19 protein-coding genes are annotated in these 17525 nt (G+C 71.9%); 12 read left to right on the top strand and 7 right to left on the bottom strand.

Features of this window, described 5'->3' with window-relative positions; all coding sequences use genetic code 11:
* Positions 1-152: 152 nt before the first annotated feature.
* Entirely contained in the window at positions 153-845 is a 693-nt protein-coding gene (locus tag AB0C19_RS07320; RefSeq protein ID WP_357180845.1) for a lysophospholipid acyltransferase family protein, read from the top strand.
* 28 nt (positions 846-873) lie between these two features.
* Here AB0C19_RS07320 and AB0C19_RS07315 read toward each other — a convergent pair whose 3' ends face one another.
* Positions 874-4365: an adenylate/guanylate cyclase domain-containing protein gene (locus AB0C19_RS07315; protein WP_357181597.1), complete on the bottom strand. Its 3492-nt coding sequence runs from the start codon at positions 4363-4365 to the stop codon at positions 874-876.
* A 137-nt stretch (positions 4366-4502) separates the two neighbouring features.
* Between AB0C19_RS07315 and AB0C19_RS07310 the strand changes: the two genes are divergently transcribed.
* Positions 4503-4760: a hypothetical protein gene (locus AB0C19_RS07310; protein WP_196918950.1), complete on the top strand. Its 258-nt coding sequence runs from the start codon at positions 4503-4505 to the stop codon at positions 4758-4760.
* 57 nt (positions 4761-4817) lie between these two features.
* Here AB0C19_RS07310 and AB0C19_RS07305 read toward each other — a convergent pair whose 3' ends face one another.
* Complete coding sequence (locus AB0C19_RS07305; RefSeq protein ID WP_357180840.1) at positions 4818-6038, bottom strand: MFS transporter; 1221 nt, start codon at positions 6036-6038, stop codon at positions 4818-4820.
* 210 nt (positions 6039-6248) lie between these two features.
* Here AB0C19_RS07305 and AB0C19_RS07300 point away from each other — a divergent pair, with 210 nt between their 5' ends.
* On the top strand, positions 6249-6416 hold the full coding sequence (locus AB0C19_RS07300) for a hypothetical protein (RefSeq protein ID WP_357180837.1): 168 nt from the start codon (positions 6249-6251) through the stop codon (positions 6414-6416).
* A gap of 139 nt (positions 6417-6555) precedes the next feature.
* Here AB0C19_RS07300 and AB0C19_RS07295 read toward each other — a convergent pair whose 3' ends face one another.
* A complete protein-coding gene (locus AB0C19_RS07295; protein WP_091407574.1) occupies positions 6556-7248 on the bottom strand; it encodes a Crp/Fnr family transcriptional regulator in 693 nt (230 codons plus the stop codon).
* A 269-nt stretch (positions 7249-7517) separates the two neighbouring features.
* Between AB0C19_RS07295 and AB0C19_RS07290 the strand changes: the two genes are divergently transcribed.
* From AB0C19_RS07290 to AB0C19_RS07270, 5 genes are all read left to right on the top strand, one after another.
* Entirely contained in the window at positions 7518-8015 is a 498-nt protein-coding gene (locus AB0C19_RS07290; RefSeq protein WP_091407578.1) for a polyadenylate-specific 3'-exoribonuclease AS, read from the top strand.
* A 78-nt stretch (positions 8016-8093) separates the two neighbouring features.
* On the top strand, positions 8094-8597 hold the full coding sequence (locus AB0C19_RS07285; RefSeq protein ID WP_357180833.1) for a pyridoxamine 5'-phosphate oxidase family protein: 504 nt from the start codon (positions 8094-8096) through the stop codon (positions 8595-8597).
* Positions 8598-8759: 162 nt separating this feature from the next.
* Positions 8760-9788 carry a 6-phosphofructokinase gene (locus AB0C19_RS07280; RefSeq protein WP_091408060.1) on the top strand — a complete coding sequence of 343 codons (1029 nt, stop codon included), beginning with the start codon at positions 8760-8762 and terminating at the stop codon, positions 9786-9788.
* A gap of 72 nt (positions 9789-9860) precedes the next feature.
* Positions 9861-10679: a pyrroline-5-carboxylate reductase gene (proC, locus tag AB0C19_RS07275; protein WP_091407583.1), complete on the top strand. Its 819-nt coding sequence runs from the start codon at positions 9861-9863 to the stop codon at positions 10677-10679.
* 46 nt (positions 10680-10725) lie between these two features.
* A complete protein-coding gene (locus AB0C19_RS07270) occupies positions 10726-11076 on the top strand; it encodes a DUF2203 domain-containing protein (RefSeq protein ID WP_357180829.1) in 351 nt (116 codons plus the stop codon).
* 1 nt (position 11077) lies between these two features.
* Here AB0C19_RS07270 and AB0C19_RS07265 read toward each other — a convergent pair whose 3' ends face one another.
* Together AB0C19_RS07265 and AB0C19_RS07260 are read right to left on the bottom strand one after the other, a co-directional pair.
* The gene (locus tag AB0C19_RS07265) at positions 11078-11755 is read right to left on the bottom strand and encodes a class F sortase (RefSeq protein ID WP_357180826.1); all 678 of its coding nucleotides are present in this window, start codon (positions 11753-11755) and stop codon (positions 11078-11080) included.
* Complete coding sequence (locus AB0C19_RS07260) at positions 11752-12621, bottom strand: DUF4397 domain-containing protein (RefSeq protein WP_357180824.1); 870 nt, start codon at positions 12619-12621, stop codon at positions 11752-11754. The genes AB0C19_RS07265 and AB0C19_RS07260 overlap by 4 nt, the downstream gene beginning before the upstream one ends.
* 174 nt (positions 12622-12795) lie before the next feature.
* Here AB0C19_RS07260 and AB0C19_RS07255 point away from each other — a divergent pair, with 174 nt between their 5' ends.
* Positions 12796-13404 carry a hypothetical protein gene (locus tag AB0C19_RS07255; RefSeq protein WP_357180821.1) on the top strand — a complete coding sequence of 203 codons (609 nt, stop codon included), beginning with the start codon at positions 12796-12798 and terminating at the stop codon, positions 13402-13404.
* Here the strand turns inward: AB0C19_RS07255 and AB0C19_RS07250 are convergent.
* Complete coding sequence (locus AB0C19_RS07250) at positions 13384-14058, bottom strand: NADPH-dependent F420 reductase (protein WP_357180818.1); 675 nt, start codon at positions 14056-14058, stop codon at positions 13384-13386. The genes AB0C19_RS07255 and AB0C19_RS07250 overlap by 21 nt on opposite strands.
* 47 nt (positions 14059-14105) lie before the next feature.
* On the opposite strand from AB0C19_RS07250, the gene AB0C19_RS07245 reads away from it, so the two are divergent.
* Positions 14106-14294 carry a hypothetical protein gene (locus AB0C19_RS07245; protein WP_357180815.1) on the top strand — a complete coding sequence of 63 codons (189 nt, stop codon included), beginning with the start codon at positions 14106-14108 and terminating at the stop codon, positions 14292-14294.
* A gap of 227 nt (positions 14295-14521) precedes the next feature.
* Here the strand turns inward: AB0C19_RS07245 and AB0C19_RS07240 are convergent, their stop codons facing one another.
* The gene (locus tag AB0C19_RS07240) at positions 14522-15013 is read right to left on the bottom strand and encodes a glutathione peroxidase (RefSeq protein WP_357180812.1); all 492 of its coding nucleotides are present in this window, start codon (positions 15011-15013) and stop codon (positions 14522-14524) included.
* Positions 15014-15180: 167 nt separating this feature from the next.
* On the opposite strand from AB0C19_RS07240, the gene AB0C19_RS07235 reads away from it, so the two are divergent.
* Together AB0C19_RS07235 and AB0C19_RS07230 are read left to right on the top strand one after the other, a co-directional pair.
* Positions 15181-16806 carry a glycosyl hydrolase family 18 protein gene (locus AB0C19_RS07235; protein ID WP_357180808.1) on the top strand — a complete coding sequence of 542 codons (1626 nt, stop codon included), beginning with the start codon at positions 15181-15183 and terminating at the stop codon, positions 16804-16806.
* 181 nt (positions 16807-16987) lie between these two features.
* Positions 16988-17494 carry a nuclear transport factor 2 family protein gene (locus AB0C19_RS07230; protein ID WP_357180804.1) on the top strand — a complete coding sequence of 169 codons (507 nt, stop codon included), beginning with the start codon at positions 16988-16990 and terminating at the stop codon, positions 17492-17494.
* The last annotated feature ends 31 nt before the right edge of the window (positions 17495-17525 follow it).

Raw genomic sequence — 17525 nt, 5'->3', positions numbered from 1 at the left:
CCATGTGGATCGGCAGCACCAGTGTCACCGGTGGTGTGCGGGACGACTGTCGTTCGTCCGTTGTGGTGGGAGCGCTCGCTTCGTAGGCTCGTCGCGACGGCGGCGCTCCCGGGCATGGTGCTGTCGCGGGCACACCACGGGAAAGGACGCCGGTGCTCTACTGGCTGCTGAAGTACGTCATCCTCGGTCCGCTGCTCAAGCTGATCTTCCGCCCGCAGGTGGAGGGCCTGCGCAACCTGCCGGCGACCGGTCCGGTGATCCTCGCGAGCAACCACCTCTCCTTCTCCGACTCGATCTTCACACCGTTGATCACCGCCCGGAAGGTCACCTTCGTCGCCAAGGCCGAGTACTTCACCGGCAAGGGGGTCAAGGGCTGGTTGACCAAGATGTTCTTCGTCGGCACCGGCACGATTCCGGTGGACCGCTCCGGTGGCCGGGCCGCGCGCGCCGCCCTGGACACCCAGTTGCAGGTGCTGCGGGCCGGGGGAGTCGCCGGCATCTACCCCGAGGGCACCCGCTCGCCGGACGGGCGGCTCTACCGGGGCAAGACCGGAGTGGCCCGGCTCGCCCTGGAGAGCGGCGCGGTGGTGGTGCCGGTGGCGATGCTCAACGCCGACGAGATCCAGCCGCCGGGCAAGCTCATTCCCAAGATCGACCGGGTGAGGATCCGGTTCGGGGCGCCGCTGGACTTCTCCCGCTACGCCGGACTGGCCGGCGACCGGTTCGTCGAGCGCGCGGTCACCGACGAGATCATGTACGAGTTGATGGAGCTTTCCGGTCGGGAGTACGTGGACGTCTACGCCCAGAAGCTCAAGCAGCCCGTCCCGACGCCGCTGGCCGCCTGAGCACCCCCCGGCCAGGCCCGGACGGCGATCAGGGCAGGTGGAGCAGGGCGGGGGTGTGGTGGCGGGTGGCGAAGTCGTGCAGGCGGGCGCGGGTCGCCGCGGCGGCGGGTGGGTCGGTCTCGGCCAGCGGGCCGATGGCCAGCGCCAGCGTGATGATCTCGTCGGTCACGTCGGCCATCCGGGCGTAGCTCGCCGCCGCCGAGCGCAGCAGGTGCGCCGCGGTCGAGGCGTCCCCGACGTGCCGGGCCAACGTGGCGTCGGCGACCTGACCGGCCGCGTGAGCCCACGGGGTCGTCCGGGGCGCCCGGTCGAGCATTTGCCGGACCAGCCGGGCCGCGTCCGTGCCGAGCACCCCGGCGACGTGCCCGACGGCCGGCACCCACTCCGCGAATGGAATCATCCGGGTGCGTTGCCAGTCCTCGTCCAGCTCGGTGAGCAGCGCCATCGCCTCGTCACGGCGGCCCTGCACCGCCCTGCAGAGGGCGGCGTGCGCCAGGGTGGAGCGCAGCACCCGGTGGAATCCGCTGCGCCGTGCCGCGAGTAGTGCCTGCTCGATCAGGTCCCCGCTCGCTCGGTCCGGCCCCGCAGTCTCGTCGGCCCCCACGGGCGGGACCAACTCGGCTCCGGCCAGCCCGCGCATCCAACCCGAGACCGCCACGATGTGCAGGTCCCACTCGGCGGTCGGCCGTCGGGTCGACTCCGCCGCCATCGCCAGCGCCGCCGTCCAGTCACCCGCGTAGTACGACCGCGCCCACTGGTCGGCGAAGCTGGTGGCCAGGCTGTGCTCGCCGCCCAGGTCGAGGGTGAGCTGCTCGTCGACCAACCGGGCCGAGCCGGCCAGGTCGCCCTCCTCCTGCAACGCCCAGGCCAGGTTCTGCACCGCTCGGCGCCGACTGGTGAGTCGTTCCACCCGGCAGTGCTCGGTCACCTCCGCCAGCTCCGGGAACGCCTCGGCGGAGCCGGCCAGGTAGCGCGCCACGGCCAGGGTGATCCGCGCGTTGGCCTGGACCTCGCGCAGCTGGAGCCGCTCGGCGAGGGACTCCGCCGCCCGCGCCGCGGTGCATGCCGGCTCGGTCTCCGCGTTGAGCATGTGCACCCGGGCCAGCTCCAGCAGGGCGCTCGCCTTCTCCTGACTGTCCGGTAGGTCGCTGTAGATGCCGATCGCCTGGTCCAGGAAGTGCAGGGTCGTTGAGCGGTCGGCCCGACTCCACGCGGCGGTGGCGAGCAGCGTCCAGGCGCGGGCCGCCCCCGTCCGGTCGCCGCTGGTGGTGAGCCGCTCGGCCAGCCGGGTCAGGGTGTCCGTGCCCCCCGCCACCAGGAAGGCGTCCCCGTCCCGATAGAACGCCAGCTCGGCCTCGAAGAGCTCCAGCGCCGGGTCCGGCCCGACGTACAGGGCCAGCGCCCGGCCGACCAGCGCGGCGGCGGTGTCCAGCGCGTGCAGCTCGTACGCCCGGCGGGCCGCCCGGTGCAGCGCGGCCCGCGCCGGCGGGGCGTAGGGGGCGGTGTCCAACCCGACGGTCCGGGCGATCTCGTGTGCCGCCCAACGATGGTTGGCCAGCACCTCGGCCAGGTCGTACTGCCGGCCGTCGGTGAGCTGTGCCATCCAGTCGGCGGTGCGTTGGTGGCGCAGCACCCGCTCGGCCCTGGGCAGCCGCTGGTAGCAGACGTCGCGCACCAGGATGTGCCGGAACCGGTACTCGGGCTGGCCGGGCATCGTCGACGTGCTCTGCTCGTACACCAGGTCGCGACGTTGCAGGCGGTCCAGCGCGCGCTCCACCCACTCCACCGGCCGCCCCAGCGCCATCGCCACCGGCGCGGCCCAGAACACCACGCCGACCACGGCGGCGGCCTGGAGCACCGCCCGGTCGGCCGGGTCCAGCAGGTCGAGCCGGTTGGCGATGACCGCCTGCACGGTGCGGGGCATCTCCGCGCCGCCGTCGAGGTCGAGGCGGGGCGTCGGACCGACCGCGTCGAGCAGGCCGCCGTCCAGCAGCATCCGGGCGTATTCCTGGGCGTAGAGCGGGTTGCCGTCGGCGAACTCGATGAGCGGCGTACGCGAGCTGGAGGGCAGCGTCGCCTGCCCGAGGAGCAGCGAGTAGAGCGTGTCGATGTCGGTGTCGTGCATCGGCGGCACCGAGATGGACATCGCGCCACTGATCGTGCCGGTCCAGGCGGGATTCCGTTCCCGCAGCTCCGGCCGGGCGGTCGCGACGACCAGCAGCGGTACGCCGCGCGCTGAAGCGCCCAACTGCTCGACGAAGGCGAGCATCGCCTGGTCCGCCCAGTGCATGTCCTCGAAGACCAGCACTGTCGGGCCGGTGGTCGCCAGGGTGATCAGGAACCGCCGCCAGGCGGCCTCGGTCTCACCGGGGGTGAGCCGTTCACCGGGCACGCCGATCAGCGGCCCGAGCGCCTCGGCCAGCCGGGTCGCGTGCGGGTCGGCGAGCTGCCCCAGCCGGGACCGCAGCCGCTCACGCAGCGCGGCCGGGTCGTCGACCTCCGGCACGCCCACCCAGGTCTTCACGATGTCCGACAGGGCGGCCCAGGTGACGTTCTCGCCGAACGGCGGGCACTGCCCGACGAGCCAGGTGATCGGCGGGCCGGGCATGCTGCCGGCGTGCCGGGCCAGTTCGCGCAGCAGTCGGCTCTTGCCCACACCGGCCGGGCCGAACACCGTCACCAACTGGGAGGTCCGCTCGGTCACCATCCGGTGCAGTGCGTTGACCAGCAGGCCGCGCTCGTGCTCCCGGTCCACCATCGGGGTCAGCTCGGCGCCGCGCGGGTCCCGGTGTGGTCGCACCTGGACGGCCAGCCAGATCCGGCTCACAGCGGACCTGCCGCGCAGGGTGACGGGTGGTTGGTCGGCGTACTCCATCTCGTGTCGGGTGGCCGACCAGGTGCTCTCGTCGACGACGACACCGCCCGGTGGGGCGAACCCCTGCAGCCGGGAGGCCGTGTTGACGACGTCTCCGGTCACGAAGGCCTGCCCACCGTCGCGGGTGGCGGAGAGGTCGACCAGGGCCTCGCCGGTCGCGATGCCGACCCGGAAACCGAGCGGCGGCTGCGGACCGGCGGGCTGGCGGGCCAGGTTCCGTTGCAGCTCCAGGCCGGCGCGGACACACCGCAACGCGTCGTTGTCGGTGGCCACCGGCGCGCCGAACAGGGCCATCGCCGCATCGCCGATGTACTTCTCGACCACCCCGCCGTACTGGTGCACGATCCGGCGCACCGTGGCGAAGTAGGTCTGCTGCAGGCTGCGGGCCTGCTCCGGGTCGGCCCGCTCCGCGTAGCTGGTGAAGTCCACGATGTCGACGAAGAGCACGCTTACCTGACGCCTGTCCTCCTGCACCGCGACGACGTGGTCCCGCAGCGGCTGACCACAGCTGGTGCAGAAGTTGACCTCGGTGCTGTTGGCGTGCCCGCAGTGCGCGCAGTTGACCCCGAGCGGCTGGCCGCACCCGCCGCAGAAGCGGTCGTCCGGCCCGGCCGCGCGGGCGCAGTGTCCACACTTGAGGTCGATGGTCAGCTCCGTGGGCGAAAGAGGTCAGTATCGCGGCCGGTCGGCCCAGTCGGGTACCCGACGTGCGGACGGGCAACGGCATCGATCGGTCGGGGTTAGTGTTCCGTACCAGGAAGTTTCATGTCAGGGAGAGTGCCGTGCAGGTACGACTGTCCGCCTCGTGGACCGATCCGGGTGGCACGCAGTGGGCGCCGGGGGACACGATCGACGTCGATGCGGTCACTCTCGCCGAACTGGAGGAGCAGGGCATGGTGGAAGAGCCTGAGGGTCAGTCGGGCGGGTCGGGGGAGACCACGACCACCTCGTCGAGCACGTCCACGGCTGGTAAGCCGACCGATCCGAAGAAGATCGGTCCGGGGCCGGGCGCGCCGCCGGCCGACGGCAAGGAGAACTGATCGTCCGGGTGCGGTCGGCGGGCCAACGGTCCGCCGGCCGCACTCGTCTGTCCGGTCTCACCCGTTGGCCGCCGCGAACCTGCCCGGTGCCGGCAGCCGTAGCCCCAGGGCCCGGGTGAGCAGGGGCGCGATCAGCCCCAGGGTGGCCAGCACACCCAACCCCGAGATGACCAGCAGCCATCGTGGCCCGACCACCGCCAGCAGCGGCGCGCCGACGGCGTAGGCCAGTGCCTCCGCCGCGTACGGGAACATGTAGACGGTGCCGAACACCACGCCGAGCCGTTCGGCCGGCACGTTCTGCTGGATGAGGGTGTCGGCGGCGGCGTTGTGCCAGCCCGCGCCGACACCGGCCACCGCCTGACCGGCTATGGCGAGCGCGATCACCGGACTGAGGCCGGTGACAAGCGTTCCGGCGCCGAGTGCGAGCAACGCGCCGTAGAGGACCAGGTCCATTCGGATGCGTACGCCGGTTCTCGCCAGGCACATCGGACCGAGCACCATGCCGACGCCGTAGGCGGTGCCCAGCAGACCGATAGTGACCTCGGTGGCGCCCAGCTCGGCGCGTCCGAGGGGGACGATGGCGAGGTTGTCCAGCGCGGCGAACATCACCATCACCAGGAACCCGACCGAGACCGCACGGACGACGCTGTGCCCTCGGACCACACGCAGCCCTTCGCGCAGCACCGTGTGCAGGGGCTCGGACCGGCGGGTCGCGCCGGTCGTCGATAGCGTCCGGACTCGGCCGATCAGCAACGCGGAGAGAACGAAGGTCGCCGCGTCCACGAGCAGCGTGGCGGTCAGCCCGAGGGTCGCCAGCAGGAGGCCGCCGACGGCTGGCCCGGCAGCGAGCCCGATGTTCATGCCCGTCGCGAGTTGCGCGTTCGCCGCCGGCAGTTGCTCGCGTTCGACCAGGCGGGGGAGCAGGCTGCGTCCGGCGGGAGTGAACGCGGTGGCGGCAGTGGTCGCCGCGGTGATCAGCGCCAACAGGACGGGCAGGGGCGGCGCGAGCAGGGCGACGGCGAGGTACGTCAACGCCTGGGCGGTGTCGCAACCGATCATCAGCCGGCGCTGGTCGAACCGGTCGGCCAGGGCACCGAGCAACGGCCCGAGCAGCCGGGGCACCGTCGACGCCAGCAGCAGCAGGGCCACCGCGCCGCCGCCGTGCCGGTCGTAGACGGCGATCAGCAGCGCCGTCCGGGCCAGCTGGTCACCGGTGTACGACACCAGGCGCGCCGACCAGTACCGACGAAATGCGACATTGCCGCGGAGTAATGACATGACCGTTGGCTCCTCACTGCTGCGGGTATGTCGGCGCGGGCCCTGGAACAGGGGCGGGCGCGGCAACCTTGTCAGCGTGGTGTGGGAGCCAACAACCGCTCTTCAGCCAGTGATTCATGTCGATTTGTCCTATTTTGTCCCACCGCTCTACGCCGTAGCGTCCTCGGCAAGACAGGCACGACAGGCGCCAACATTGACCAGGGGGACGAGATGGCGACCACGACGACGACCACCACCACCGCGAGCGGCTGGGCCGGACCGGGCATCTGGGCCGGGCCGGGGTTCTGGGCCGGGCCGGGGATCTGGGCGGGCCCCGGCTACCAGTCGACAGCGGCCCGTTGGCCGGGCGCGACCCGCTGGCTCGGCCCGACCCGCTGAGCCCCACGCGCTGAACCGCGAGCACGGTGACGCCGGCTGCCACTGGCAGCCGGCGCAGCCGTGCGTACGGGTAGGAGAGCGGGCGGCGACGGGTGGCGGTTGTCCAGATCGGACGTCCGACCGGCGACGGGCCGGTCGGTCAGCGGTCGGCCATGCCGGCGCGGCGGCGCAGCGCGGCCACGTCGGTCACCACGATCCGGCGGCCCTCGGTGCGCAGCCAGCCACGGCTGGCGAACGAGCCGATCGCCTGGTTGACGCTCTGCCGGGAACCACCGGCCATCTCGGCCAGCTGGCTCTGGTTGAGCTCGATCGTGATCATCGGTGCCTGGCTCTCGCCGGCCAACCGCACCAGCGTCTTCGCCACCCGACCGGGCAGGTCGAGGAAGACGTGGTCGGCGTTCTGCTCGGTGAGCCGGCGGATCAGCCCGCCCAGTGAGCGCATCACCGCGTCCAGGATGCGGGGGTTGGAGTGCACCAACTCCATGAACGCGCCCCGCGAGAGCGCGAGCGCCGCGCAGTCCTCGATGGCCTCCGCCGAGGCGGAGCGGGTGGACGCGTCGAGCAGGGAGACCTCACCGAGCACGTCCGGTGGACGGATAACCGACAGCACGGCCCGCTCGCCGGTGGGTGCGGTGCGAAAGACCGCCACCGCGCCGCGGCGCAGCACGATCAGGGACTCACCGGGGTCGTTCTCCACGAAGAGCAGTTGGCCCTTGCGGTAGGTGCGCGGAACGGCGGCAGCGATGACACGCTGCCGCACCTCGGGCTCCAGCCCGGCGAACATCTCGACACCCGTGAGCGCGTCACCCGGCTCCGGCAGGCGAACCTCCACGGCCCAACCCCTCCCCCGGTCATGGACCACAACTCGCTCACCGGGCGAACCTGATGGGCCCCGACAAGGTGAACTGACACCGATTCGGCGTCCGGTAGCGGTACACATCAGATCATGACGGTCCGGTCGCTTGCTGTACACCCCTCGAAGCACTTCCGTGACCGTCACGAGCTGCGACGTGCCGATCACGAGGTGTCGCCGGAGCTCGGTCGACCTCCGGACGGGCCCCGCCGGACGCGGCCGTGCGGCGGTGGGCGAGGATGCCCGGAATGGTCTACCGCTACTTCTACGACTGCGAGTTCATCGAGGACGGCACCACAGTCGACCTCGTCTCGATCGGTGTCGTCGACGAGTACGGCCGCGAGTTCTACGCGGTCTCCACCGAGTTCGACGACTCCCGCGCCGTGCCCTGGGTTCGACGCAACGTGCTGGACAAGCTCCCCTCCCCGGCGGACCGGGCCTGGCGCTCGCGTGAGCGCATCCGCGACGACCTGTACGACTTCCTGATGGAGCCGATCCGGGACCGGCCGGGCGAGCAGTTGGAGTTGTGGGCCTGGTTCGCCGCGTACGACCACGTGGTGCTCGCCCAGCTCTGGGGCGCGATGCCGGCGCTGCCCCGGGAGATTCCCCGCTACACCAAGGAGCTGCGGCAGCTCTGGGACGACCGGGGCCGGCCGCCCCTGCCGGACGCGGACGCGGCCCGGCACGACGCTCTGGTCGACGCCCGGCACAATCTGGCCCGCTGGCGGGCGATGACCGCCCGTTGAGTGGTGGCCGCGCCGCCGTAGGTTTGACCGGTTCTGTCCCGGGCAACGGTTCGACCAGCCGAGCCGAGGGAGATTGCCATGAGCGACCAGCCGAGCAGCGCCGCGGAGGCACGCGCCCGGGTCACCGGCCTGGCCCGGGCCGCGCGGATCTGCATGCTCACCACCACCGCTCTGGACGGGCGGCAGGTGAGTCGACCGATGGGGCTCCAGGAGGCCGAGTTCGACGGCGAGCTGTGGTTCTTCGCCTACGCCGACTCGGCCAAGGTCCGCCAGATCCGGGTGAACCCGGAGGTCAACGTCGCCTTCTCCGATCAGAAGCACAACGCGTGGGTGTCGATCTCCGGCACCGCCACCGAGGGGTTCGACCGGGCCCGGGCCGAGCGGCTGTGGAACCCGTTGCTCAAGGCGTGGTTCCCCGACGGGCTGGACACCTCCGGCCTCACGCTGATCAAGGTGCACGCCAGCTCCGCCGAGTACTGGGACTCCCCGAACAGCACCGTGGTGAACCTGCTCGACTACGCGAGGGCCGCGGTCACCGGCCGGCCGCCGAAGGGCGGCGAGAACCACGAGGTGACCTACTGACCGGGGGCGGGTGCCCGGGGCGCGCTGTCGTCGTACTGGCGGGCCGACTACAGTTCGCAGTGACGGCCCGCCCCGGGCCGGCAACGGCGCCGATGGTCTGACCTGACACATACCCTGGGGCATATCGGGCTTTACCTGATGCTCCAGGAGGATGAGCGGATCATGCGTATCGGCGTGCTCACCGGCGGCGGCGACTGCCCCGGTCTCAACGCGGTCATCCGGGCGGTGGTCCGCAAGGGCGTCGCCACTTACGGTCACGAGTTCGTGGGCTTCCGGGACGGCTGGAAGGGCCCGCTCGAGGGTCTGTCCCGCCCGCTGGACATCGCCGACGTTCGCGGCATCCTGCCCCGCGGCGGCACCATCCTCGGCTCGTCCCGGACCAACCCGTTCAAGATCGAGAACGGCGTCGAGCGGATCAAGGACAACCTCGCCGCCCAGGGCGTGGACGCGCTGATCGCGATCGGCGGCGAGGACACCCTCGGCGTTGCCACCAAGCTCTACGAGCTGGGCGTGCACGTCGTCGGCGTGCCGAAGACGATCGACAACGACCTTGGCGCCACCGACTACACCTTCGGCTTCGACACCGCTGTCAACATCGCGATGGAGGCCATCGACCGGCTGCACACCACAGCGGAGAGCCACCACCGCACCCTGGTCGTCGAGGTGATGGGCCGGCACGCCGGCTGGATCGCCCTGCACGCCGGCCTGGCCGGCGGCGCCAACGTGATCCTGCTGCCCGAGCGTCAGTTCGACGTCGACCAGGTGGCCGGCTACGTCGAGAAGCGCTTCCAGCACCAGTACGCCCCGATCGTCGTGGTCGCCGAGGGCGCCCAGCCGCTCGACGGCCAGATGGTCCTCGCCAACCAGGAGCTCGACTCGTTCGGCCACGTCCGCCTCGGCGGCATCGGCCAGTGGCTCGCCGAGCAGCTGGAGGCCAAGACCGGCAAGGAGGCCCGCACCGTGGTGCTGGGCCACATCCAGCGCGGTGGCACCCCGACCGCCTTCGACCGGGTGCTCGCCACCCGCCTGGGCCTGCAGGCCATCGACGCCGTCAACGACGGCGACTGGGGCAAGATGGTCGCGATGCAGAGCACCGACATCGTCCGGGTGCCCCTCGCCGAGGCCACCCGCGAGCTGAAGACCGTGCCGCTGGAGCGGTACGCCGAGGCCGAGGTCTTCTTCGGTAGCTGATCGATCGTCGGCGGCGCGGCGGGCCTCCAGGTCCGCCGCGCCGCGACCCAATGCGAGGGGGTACGGGCCGACATGTCAGCCGGAGTGCACACGGTCGCGGTGATCGGCGCGGGCAAGATCGGTGAGTTGATGCTCTCCGGGCTGCTGCGCTCGGGATGGCCGGTGGACCGGCTGCTGGCCACCGCCCGCCGACCCGCTCGCGCGGAGGAGTTGACCGCCCGGTACGGCGTACGGGTGGTCGACAACCTGACCGCGGTCGACGAGGCCGCTGTGCTCGCGGTCTCGGTCAAGCCGCAGGACGCCGCAGCGCTCCTCGACGAGATCGGCCCCAAGGTGCCGGCAGACAAGCTCGTCATCTCGCTCTGTGCCGGTCTGCCCACCAGCTTCTTCAGCCGCCGGTTGCCCGAGGGCACCCCTGTGGTGCGGGTGATGACCAACACCCCGGCGCTGGTCGACGAGGCGATGACCGCGATCTCCGCCGGCGCGCACGCCACCGGGGCGCACCTCACGCTTGCCGAGGAGATGTTCAAGCCGCTCGGCCAGACGATCCGGGTGCCCGAGTCGCAGCAGGACGCTGTCACCGCGCTCTCCGGCTCCGGCCCGGCCTACTTCTACCTGCTGGTCGAAGCCATGATCGACGCCGGGATCCTGCTCGGGCTGCCCCGTCAGGTGGCGCACGAGTTGATCGTGCAGACCGCGATCGGGTCGGCGGTGATGCTGCGCGACTCCGGCGAGCACCCGGTCAAGCTGCGCGAGGCGGTCACCTCGCCGGCCGGCACCACCATCTCCGCGATTCGTGAGCTGGAGAAGCACGGCGTACGCGCGGCGCTGCTCGCCGCGCTGGAGGCCGCCCGGGATCGCGCCCGCGAGCTGGCGGCACAGGCCGACTGAGCGGTCGGGGCGCGTCGCGGGGCCGTGCGTGCCGCATACTGGCCCGGTGTTCACACTTGCCCAGGCCCGGCACCTGGTGGCCACCCTGCAACCGCGCATCGACGAGTTGATCCGCGTCCGGGCAGACCTGGCCGAGTTGCGCGCCGACCTGGCCGACCACGGCGTGAGCGCGCTCGGTGGGCTGGCCGAGGTCAAGGCGCTGGAAGCTCGGCTGCACGCCGTCGTCGACGAGCTGCACCAGCACGACATCCAGGTCAAGGGCATCGCCCCGGTGCTGCTCGACTTCCCCGGCGAACGGGCCGGCCGCGCCGTGCTCTGGTGCTGGCTGGAGGGCGACTCCGACGTGCGCTGGTACCACCGGGCAGAGTGCGGCTTCGCCGGCCGCCGCCCCCTCTGACTCAGCCCGCCGCGGACGTCGGCAGGACCGGGTCGGGGGCCTCGGTCACAGCGAACACCACCACGTTGTCGACGTAGTGGCCGCGCCGCCGGTCGAAGTCGCCCCCGCAGGTGACCAGGCGCAGCTCCGCCCCGGGCGTCGGGCCGTAGACCACGGCAGTCGGAAACTGGTCCTTGCGGGTACGCAGCGACCCGGTCACCCGGAACGGCAACCGCTGCCCGCCGCGCCACACCTCCACCAGGTCGCCGGGCCGTAGCTCGCCGAGCCGGGCGAAGACCGCCGGGCCGCGTCGTGAGTCCAGGTGCCCGGCGAGTACGGCCGGACCGGTGTCGCCCGGGGCGGGGCCGCCGCCGTACCAGCCGGCGGTGTGGAAGTCGGTCGGCGGAATCAGCACGCCGGCGCGGTCCAGAACCAGCACCGTGAGCGGTGAGTCGACGTCGATGCGCGGTACGCGTACCCGCGTGGGTGGACCGTGTGGCGTGGGCGCGGCGGCCACCGACGGGCAGTCGTCACCGCAGCCGGGGTGCCAGCTCGCCACCGGTGGCGGCGGGCCGGTGGTGGCCAGCCCGACCCCGGTGCCGGCGGCCAGGCAGAGCGCCGCGCCGGCCGCGACCAGCGCGGCCAGCGGAATCCGGCGCTCTCGGTGCCGCCGGATCGACGGGTCCGGCCCGGCGCTCACCAGGTGGTGCGCCGCCGCCGGCGCCAGAGCAGCACTACCACCGCGCCGGCCGCCGCGGCCAGACCGCCGGCCACCAGTGGGTACGCGTCGAGCCCGGCCCCGGCGGTGCCACCGGCACCGGTGTCCACCCCGCCGGCCGGGACGACAGTGCCGCCCTCGGCGTCGCGGCGCAGCTCGGCGGTGAGCCCGCCCTGTTTCGCGTCGAGCACCAGCAGCGAGTAGACGGCGCCGCCGGTGAGGCGCACCTCGGCGTCGGTGCTCGGCCCGCCGGCCCCCGTCAGCTTCAGCCGCCAACTGCCCGGCTCGACCTGCTGGTAGTCGGTGGTGGTGGCGAACTGCACCCCGTCGGCGATCATCGGGCCGTCGGCGGCGGCCACGTCGAGCACCGGGGTCCGCACCGACGCCTGTACGACCCGCACCTTGGCGCGGCCGTCGGTGGGGGCGCTGAGATCGTCGTTGAGCACCCGCAGGCCGAGGTCGGCGTGCCGGCCGACACCGGCCACAGTGAAGGCGTCCCCGCTGGTAACCGCGACCTCGGTGGTGAGCACCGGGGGGTCGCTGGCGGGGGCGCCCGCCTCGCGCATGGCCACCGCGTACCGGCCCGGCGCGAGTTCGAGGTAGTCGGAGACCACGCCGTAACCGACCCCGGGGAAGACCTGCGGCTTCGCCGCGCCCGGCGCGGCCAGGTAGACGTCCACCGCCGGGGTGTCCGGGGAGAGGTGCGCGAGCCGGACGTATCCGACGGTGTCCGCGCCGGTCGCGGCGTTCGCCGGGATCGGAATGGCGGCGGTGGCGAGGGCGGTGCCGAGCAGGAGCGCGCCGGAGCCGGCCAGCAGCCGGCGGGGCACGGTACGGAGCGTGTGCATGTCGCCTCCGGGGGCACGTTCGGTGAGCGGGCGGCAACCCAGAGAACAGGGTCCCGTGAACAGGACTGCGGCGCAAGTTGCCACAGCGATGTTTTTTGTCGGCTGTCGCTACCGATCCGAGGCATGGGGGCGAGCTGTTTGGGTTCGCTCACGAGTGGCTACTGGACAGCAATGGTGACGGAGGTCGATGCAGGGGAGATTCGGTTCCGGCGGTCCCGCAGGCGGGTGCTGGGCCGGGTGACCTGCGCGGCGCTGGTGGTCCTGCCGGCCTTCGCGCTGCTCGGCATCGCGTTCGGCAATGCCTGGTACAACCCGCTTCCGCACGGGCCGATACTTCTGCTGGCGGCGATCCGCTTCCCAATACACCTACGGCGTCAGGGCGGGCTGCCCCTCCGGCTGACCCGCGACTTCCTCGAACTGACAGTGCCCGGCGCTGGGACGGTACAGGTCGACTGGCCCGACCTGACCCGAACCGAGGTGCGGGGCGGGGTCAGCCCGACCCTGGTCGTCGACATCGCCGATCGGGACCGGACCCGGCCGGTACTGGACCGCTGGGAATGGGGCCGGGTGGGCCTGTGGAGCAGGGCCCGCGGGCGGAGCCCGCAGGAGATCCACGTGTCGCTGGTCGCCACCACGCCGAACGTCCACCGACTGCGCGCCGAACTGGCGCACCGGATGGCCCGCGTCGCCGACGACCCGTCGCCCCGCCACCCTCCGCCCGACCACCCGGTAGGCGATCGTGGGGAGGGTGGCGGGCCCAGCTCAGCGGGTGGCGGCGGCTAGGGCGGCGCGCAGCTTCGCGGCGTCGCCCGGAGCCGGGTGCTCCCAGTCGGTCGGGCTGGCGGAGTAGAGCGTGCCGTACGCCGGCGTGTCCGGCTGGTAGCGCCACCCCTCGGCCAGCTGGCCGGCGTCCACCGCGTCGTAGCCGATCCGGTCCAGGAAAGCTGTCACCTCGGCCTTCGCGGCGGCGTCGTCGCCGGCGATCGCGAGGGCGCTGCGGTCGGCCGCGCCGGACGGCCGGGGGAGCGCGGCGAGGCCCTTGAAGTAGATGTTGTTGAAAACCTTGACCACCCGCGAGTCCGGCAGGTGCCGCTGGAGCAGCTCACTGCTGGTGGTCTCGCCGGAGTCCAGCTCCGGGAAGGTGCCGTCGCGCTGCGGGTAGTAGTTGTTGGTGTCGATGACGACCTTGCCGGCCAGCGGTTCCACGGGCACCGCGCGGTACGCCTTCAGCGGCACAGTGACCACCACCAGGTCGCCGACCTGCGCCGCGTCCTGCGTGGTGCCGGCGCTGGCGCGCGTGCCCAGGGTCCCGACCAGGTCGGTGAGGGTCTCCGGGCCCCGCGAGTTGCTCAGCACCACGTCGTAGCCGGCGTCGACCGCCAGTCGGGCCAGGGTGCCGCCGATGTTGCCACTGCCGATCAGTCCCACAGTTGTCATGCTCGTTCCCAACTCCGTCCACCCACGACGCATTCCCGACCAGACTGATGGGTTATTCCGGCTGCCTGCTGCCGGGCGGCTGCGGGGACCGTCAAGCCCGCGCTGTCCTCGTCGCGGACCTCGCGACCTTCGCTGTCCCGCCGGGTGCCTGGTCGCGGCGCGAGCCCGTTCTGCACAACGTACTGCTCACGCTTGTCGCCGACCGGCTCTCCGGCAACGTGCCACTCTCCGGGTGACGAGCAGTCCGGTGGCGGCCAGAGGTCGGGAGGCCCGGCGAGGCCGTCGATCATGGAGTTGTGGTGGGGGGCGTTTCGGGCCCATGGCGGTAATCCGGGCACCACGACTCCATGATCGACCGAGTCCAGCCCGGCCTGGCCGAGTCCAGCCCGGCCTGGCCGAGTCCAGCCCGGCCTGGCCGAGTCCAGCCCGGCCTGGTTCAGCCCAGTCGCGCCGCCCCGGGCCCTCAGGAGGTGGGGAGGGTCTTCTCGATGGCCGCGCGCAGGTCGTCGGAGTCGGGCGCGACAGTGGGGGCGAAGCGGGCGGCGACCGAGCCGTCCGGGGCCACCAGGAACTTCTCGAAGTTCCAGCGCACGTCACCGGTGTGCCCGTCGGGGTCCGGGGTGTCCACGAGCGCGGCGTAGAGCGGGTGCCGGTCGGGGCCGTTGACGTCGACCTTCTCGGTCAACGGGAAGGTGACCCCGTAGTTGACCTGGCAGAAGTCGCTGATCTCGGCGGCGCTGTCCGGCTCCTGCCCGGCGAACTGGTTGCACGGCACGCCGAGCACCACGAGGCCCCGGTCGGCGTAGGAGTCGGCGAGCGTCTGGAGGCCGGCGTACTGCGGGGTGAGGCCGCAGCGGGAGGCCACGTTGACGACCAGCAACGCCTTGCCGCGGTGGCGGGCCAGGTCGGCGGGGCCGCCGTTGAGGGCGTCGATCGGGATGTCGAAGACGGTCATGGGCCGAGGCTACGCGCCGGCCGGGTGTCGACCCGGGGTGGGCGCAGCGTACGCACTCCGTGCACCAGGAGAAATCGAAACATGCGCATCTTGACGAACTGATGACGGCGTGAGTACCGTCTCACCATCTCTTTTGGAAAGTTTCCTAACAGTTCGGGAGACGCCTCATGAAAAGATCGCTCCGCCGAGCCCTCTGGGCCGGTGCCGTGGTCGCCGTGACCGTCGCAGCGGTGCCGGTGACCACCGCGTTCGGCGCCGGCACTGTCACCACCACCTTCACCAAGGCGCAGGACTGGGGGACCGGTCACGAGACGAGGGTGACCGTCACCAACGGCTCCAGCGCCACCGTCACCACCTGGCGCATCGAGTTCGACCTGCCGTCGGGCACCACCATCAGCAGCGCGTGGGACGCCGACGTCACCAGCAGCGGCAACCACTACGTCGCGGTCAAGAAGAGCTGGGCCGGCGGCATCGCCCCCGGCGCCTCGTTCAGCTGGGGCTACAACGGCAGCGGCGCCTACAAGGCACCGCTGAACTGCACCATCAACGGTGCCGCGTGCGGCGGCGGGACGACCCCGCCGACCACCACTCCGCCGACCACCACCCCACCGACGACGACGCCGCCCACCACCCCTCCGCCCACCACGCCACCGCCGACCACCAACCCGCCGAACCCGGGCGGCAAGAAGATCGTCGGTTACTTCGCCGAGTGGGGCGTCTACGGGCGCAACTACCACGTCAAGAACATCCAGACCAGCGGCTCGGCCGCCAAGCTGACCCACATCCTGTACGCCTTCGGCAACACCACCGGTGGCCGTTGCGCCATCGGTGACAGCTACGCCGACTACGAGAAGGCGTACACGGCCGCGGAGAGCGTGGACGGCGTCGCCGACACGTGGGACCAGCCGCTGCGCGGCAGCTTCAACCAACTGCGCAAGCTCAAGCAGCTGAACCCGCACCTCAAGGTGATCTGGTCGTTCGGTGGCTGGACCTGGTCCGGCGGCTTCACCCAGGCCGCGCAGAACCCGGCCGCGTTCGCCGAGAGCTGCTACAACCTGGTCGAGGACCCGCGCTGGGCGGACGTCTTCGACGGCATCGACGTCGACTGGGAGTACCCGAACGCCTGCGGCCTGACCTGTGACACCAGCGGCCCGAACGCGTTCAAGAACGTGATCGGCGCGCTGCGGTCGAAGTTCGGGTCCAGCGCCCTGGTCACCGCCGCCATCACCGCGGACGGCAGCAACGGCGGCAAGATCGACGCCACCGACTACGCCGGCGCCATCGGCAACCTCAACTGGCTGATGCCGATGACCTACGACTACTTCGGCGCCTTCGCCGCCCAGGGTCCGACGGCACCGCACTCACCGCTCACCTCGTACACCGGCATCCCGCAGCAGGGCTTCAACTCCGACGCGGCGATCCAGAAGCTCAAGAGCAAGGGCGTCCCGGCCAACAAGCTGCTGCTCGGCATCGGCTTCTACGGTCGGGGCTGGACCGGTGTCACCCAGGCCGCTCCGGGTGGCAGCGCCACCGGCGCGGCGCCGGGCACCTACGAGGCCGGCATCGAGGACTACAAGGTCCTCAAGAACACCTGCCCGGCCACCGGCACGATCGCCGGCACCGCGTACGCCAAGTGCGGCAGCAACTGGTGGAGCTACGACACCCCGTCGACCATCAACGGCAAGATGACGTACGCGAACAACCAGGGCCTCGGTGGCGCGTTCTTCTGGGAGCTCTCCGGTGACACGAGCAACGGCGAGCTCATCGGCGCCATCAAGGGCGGTCTCGGCTGAGCCGAGGGCCGACGCACCACCCACACGGCGGGAAGGGGCCCGCACCGTCCCTTCCCGCCCGTGACACAGCGGCCCGGCCGACGCCCAGCGTCGACCGGGCCGCCGCCATTGGGCTCGGTCAGCCGGATGTGGCAGACTCGCGGCTCGGCACGTCTCGATCTCACCGCCGACGGAGGTGATCATGCGCCCGACGCACCGCAGGCTGGCGGCGACCGCCGCCGGGCTGATGCTGCTGCCAGTTGCCCTGGTCGGCTGCGGGATCGGCGACAAGGACGAGGAGAAGTCCGCCGCCAAGCCGGCCCGAGCCCCCGCCGAGGAGGCCGCCACCCGCTCCCGTGAGCGCGTGCAGGCGTACCTCGACGCGATGGCGGCCAAGGACGTCGCCGCCGGCCGCAGCCAGCTCTGCGCTCTGCTGCACGACGGCTTCGACCTGGGCGCCACCGGCCCCAACGGCGACTTCGCCGACCACTTCCAGGTGCCGGAGGCGGCCATCACGGACATCCGGTCCGGTCCGCTCGGGCAGGAGGTCCGCGTCTCGGTCTCGGTCGCGGTCGGCAAGCGCACCGTCGTCCGGCCACTGGTCTTCACCGTCACCCGGGACGGAAGCGACTGGTGCATCGCCGCCGAAGCGCCGGGTGGACCGGCCGCCCCGACGCCGAGCGGCGTCGCCCCTACCCCCGCGTCCTGACCAGCGCCCGGCGGATTGATCTCCCATCTGC

The organism is Micromonospora sp. NPDC048842 (assembly GCF_040649935.1).
Lineage (GTDB): Bacteria > Actinomycetota > Actinomycetes > Mycobacteriales > Micromonosporaceae > Micromonospora > Micromonospora hortensis.
This window is presented reverse-complemented; position numbering and strand designations above follow the sequence as displayed.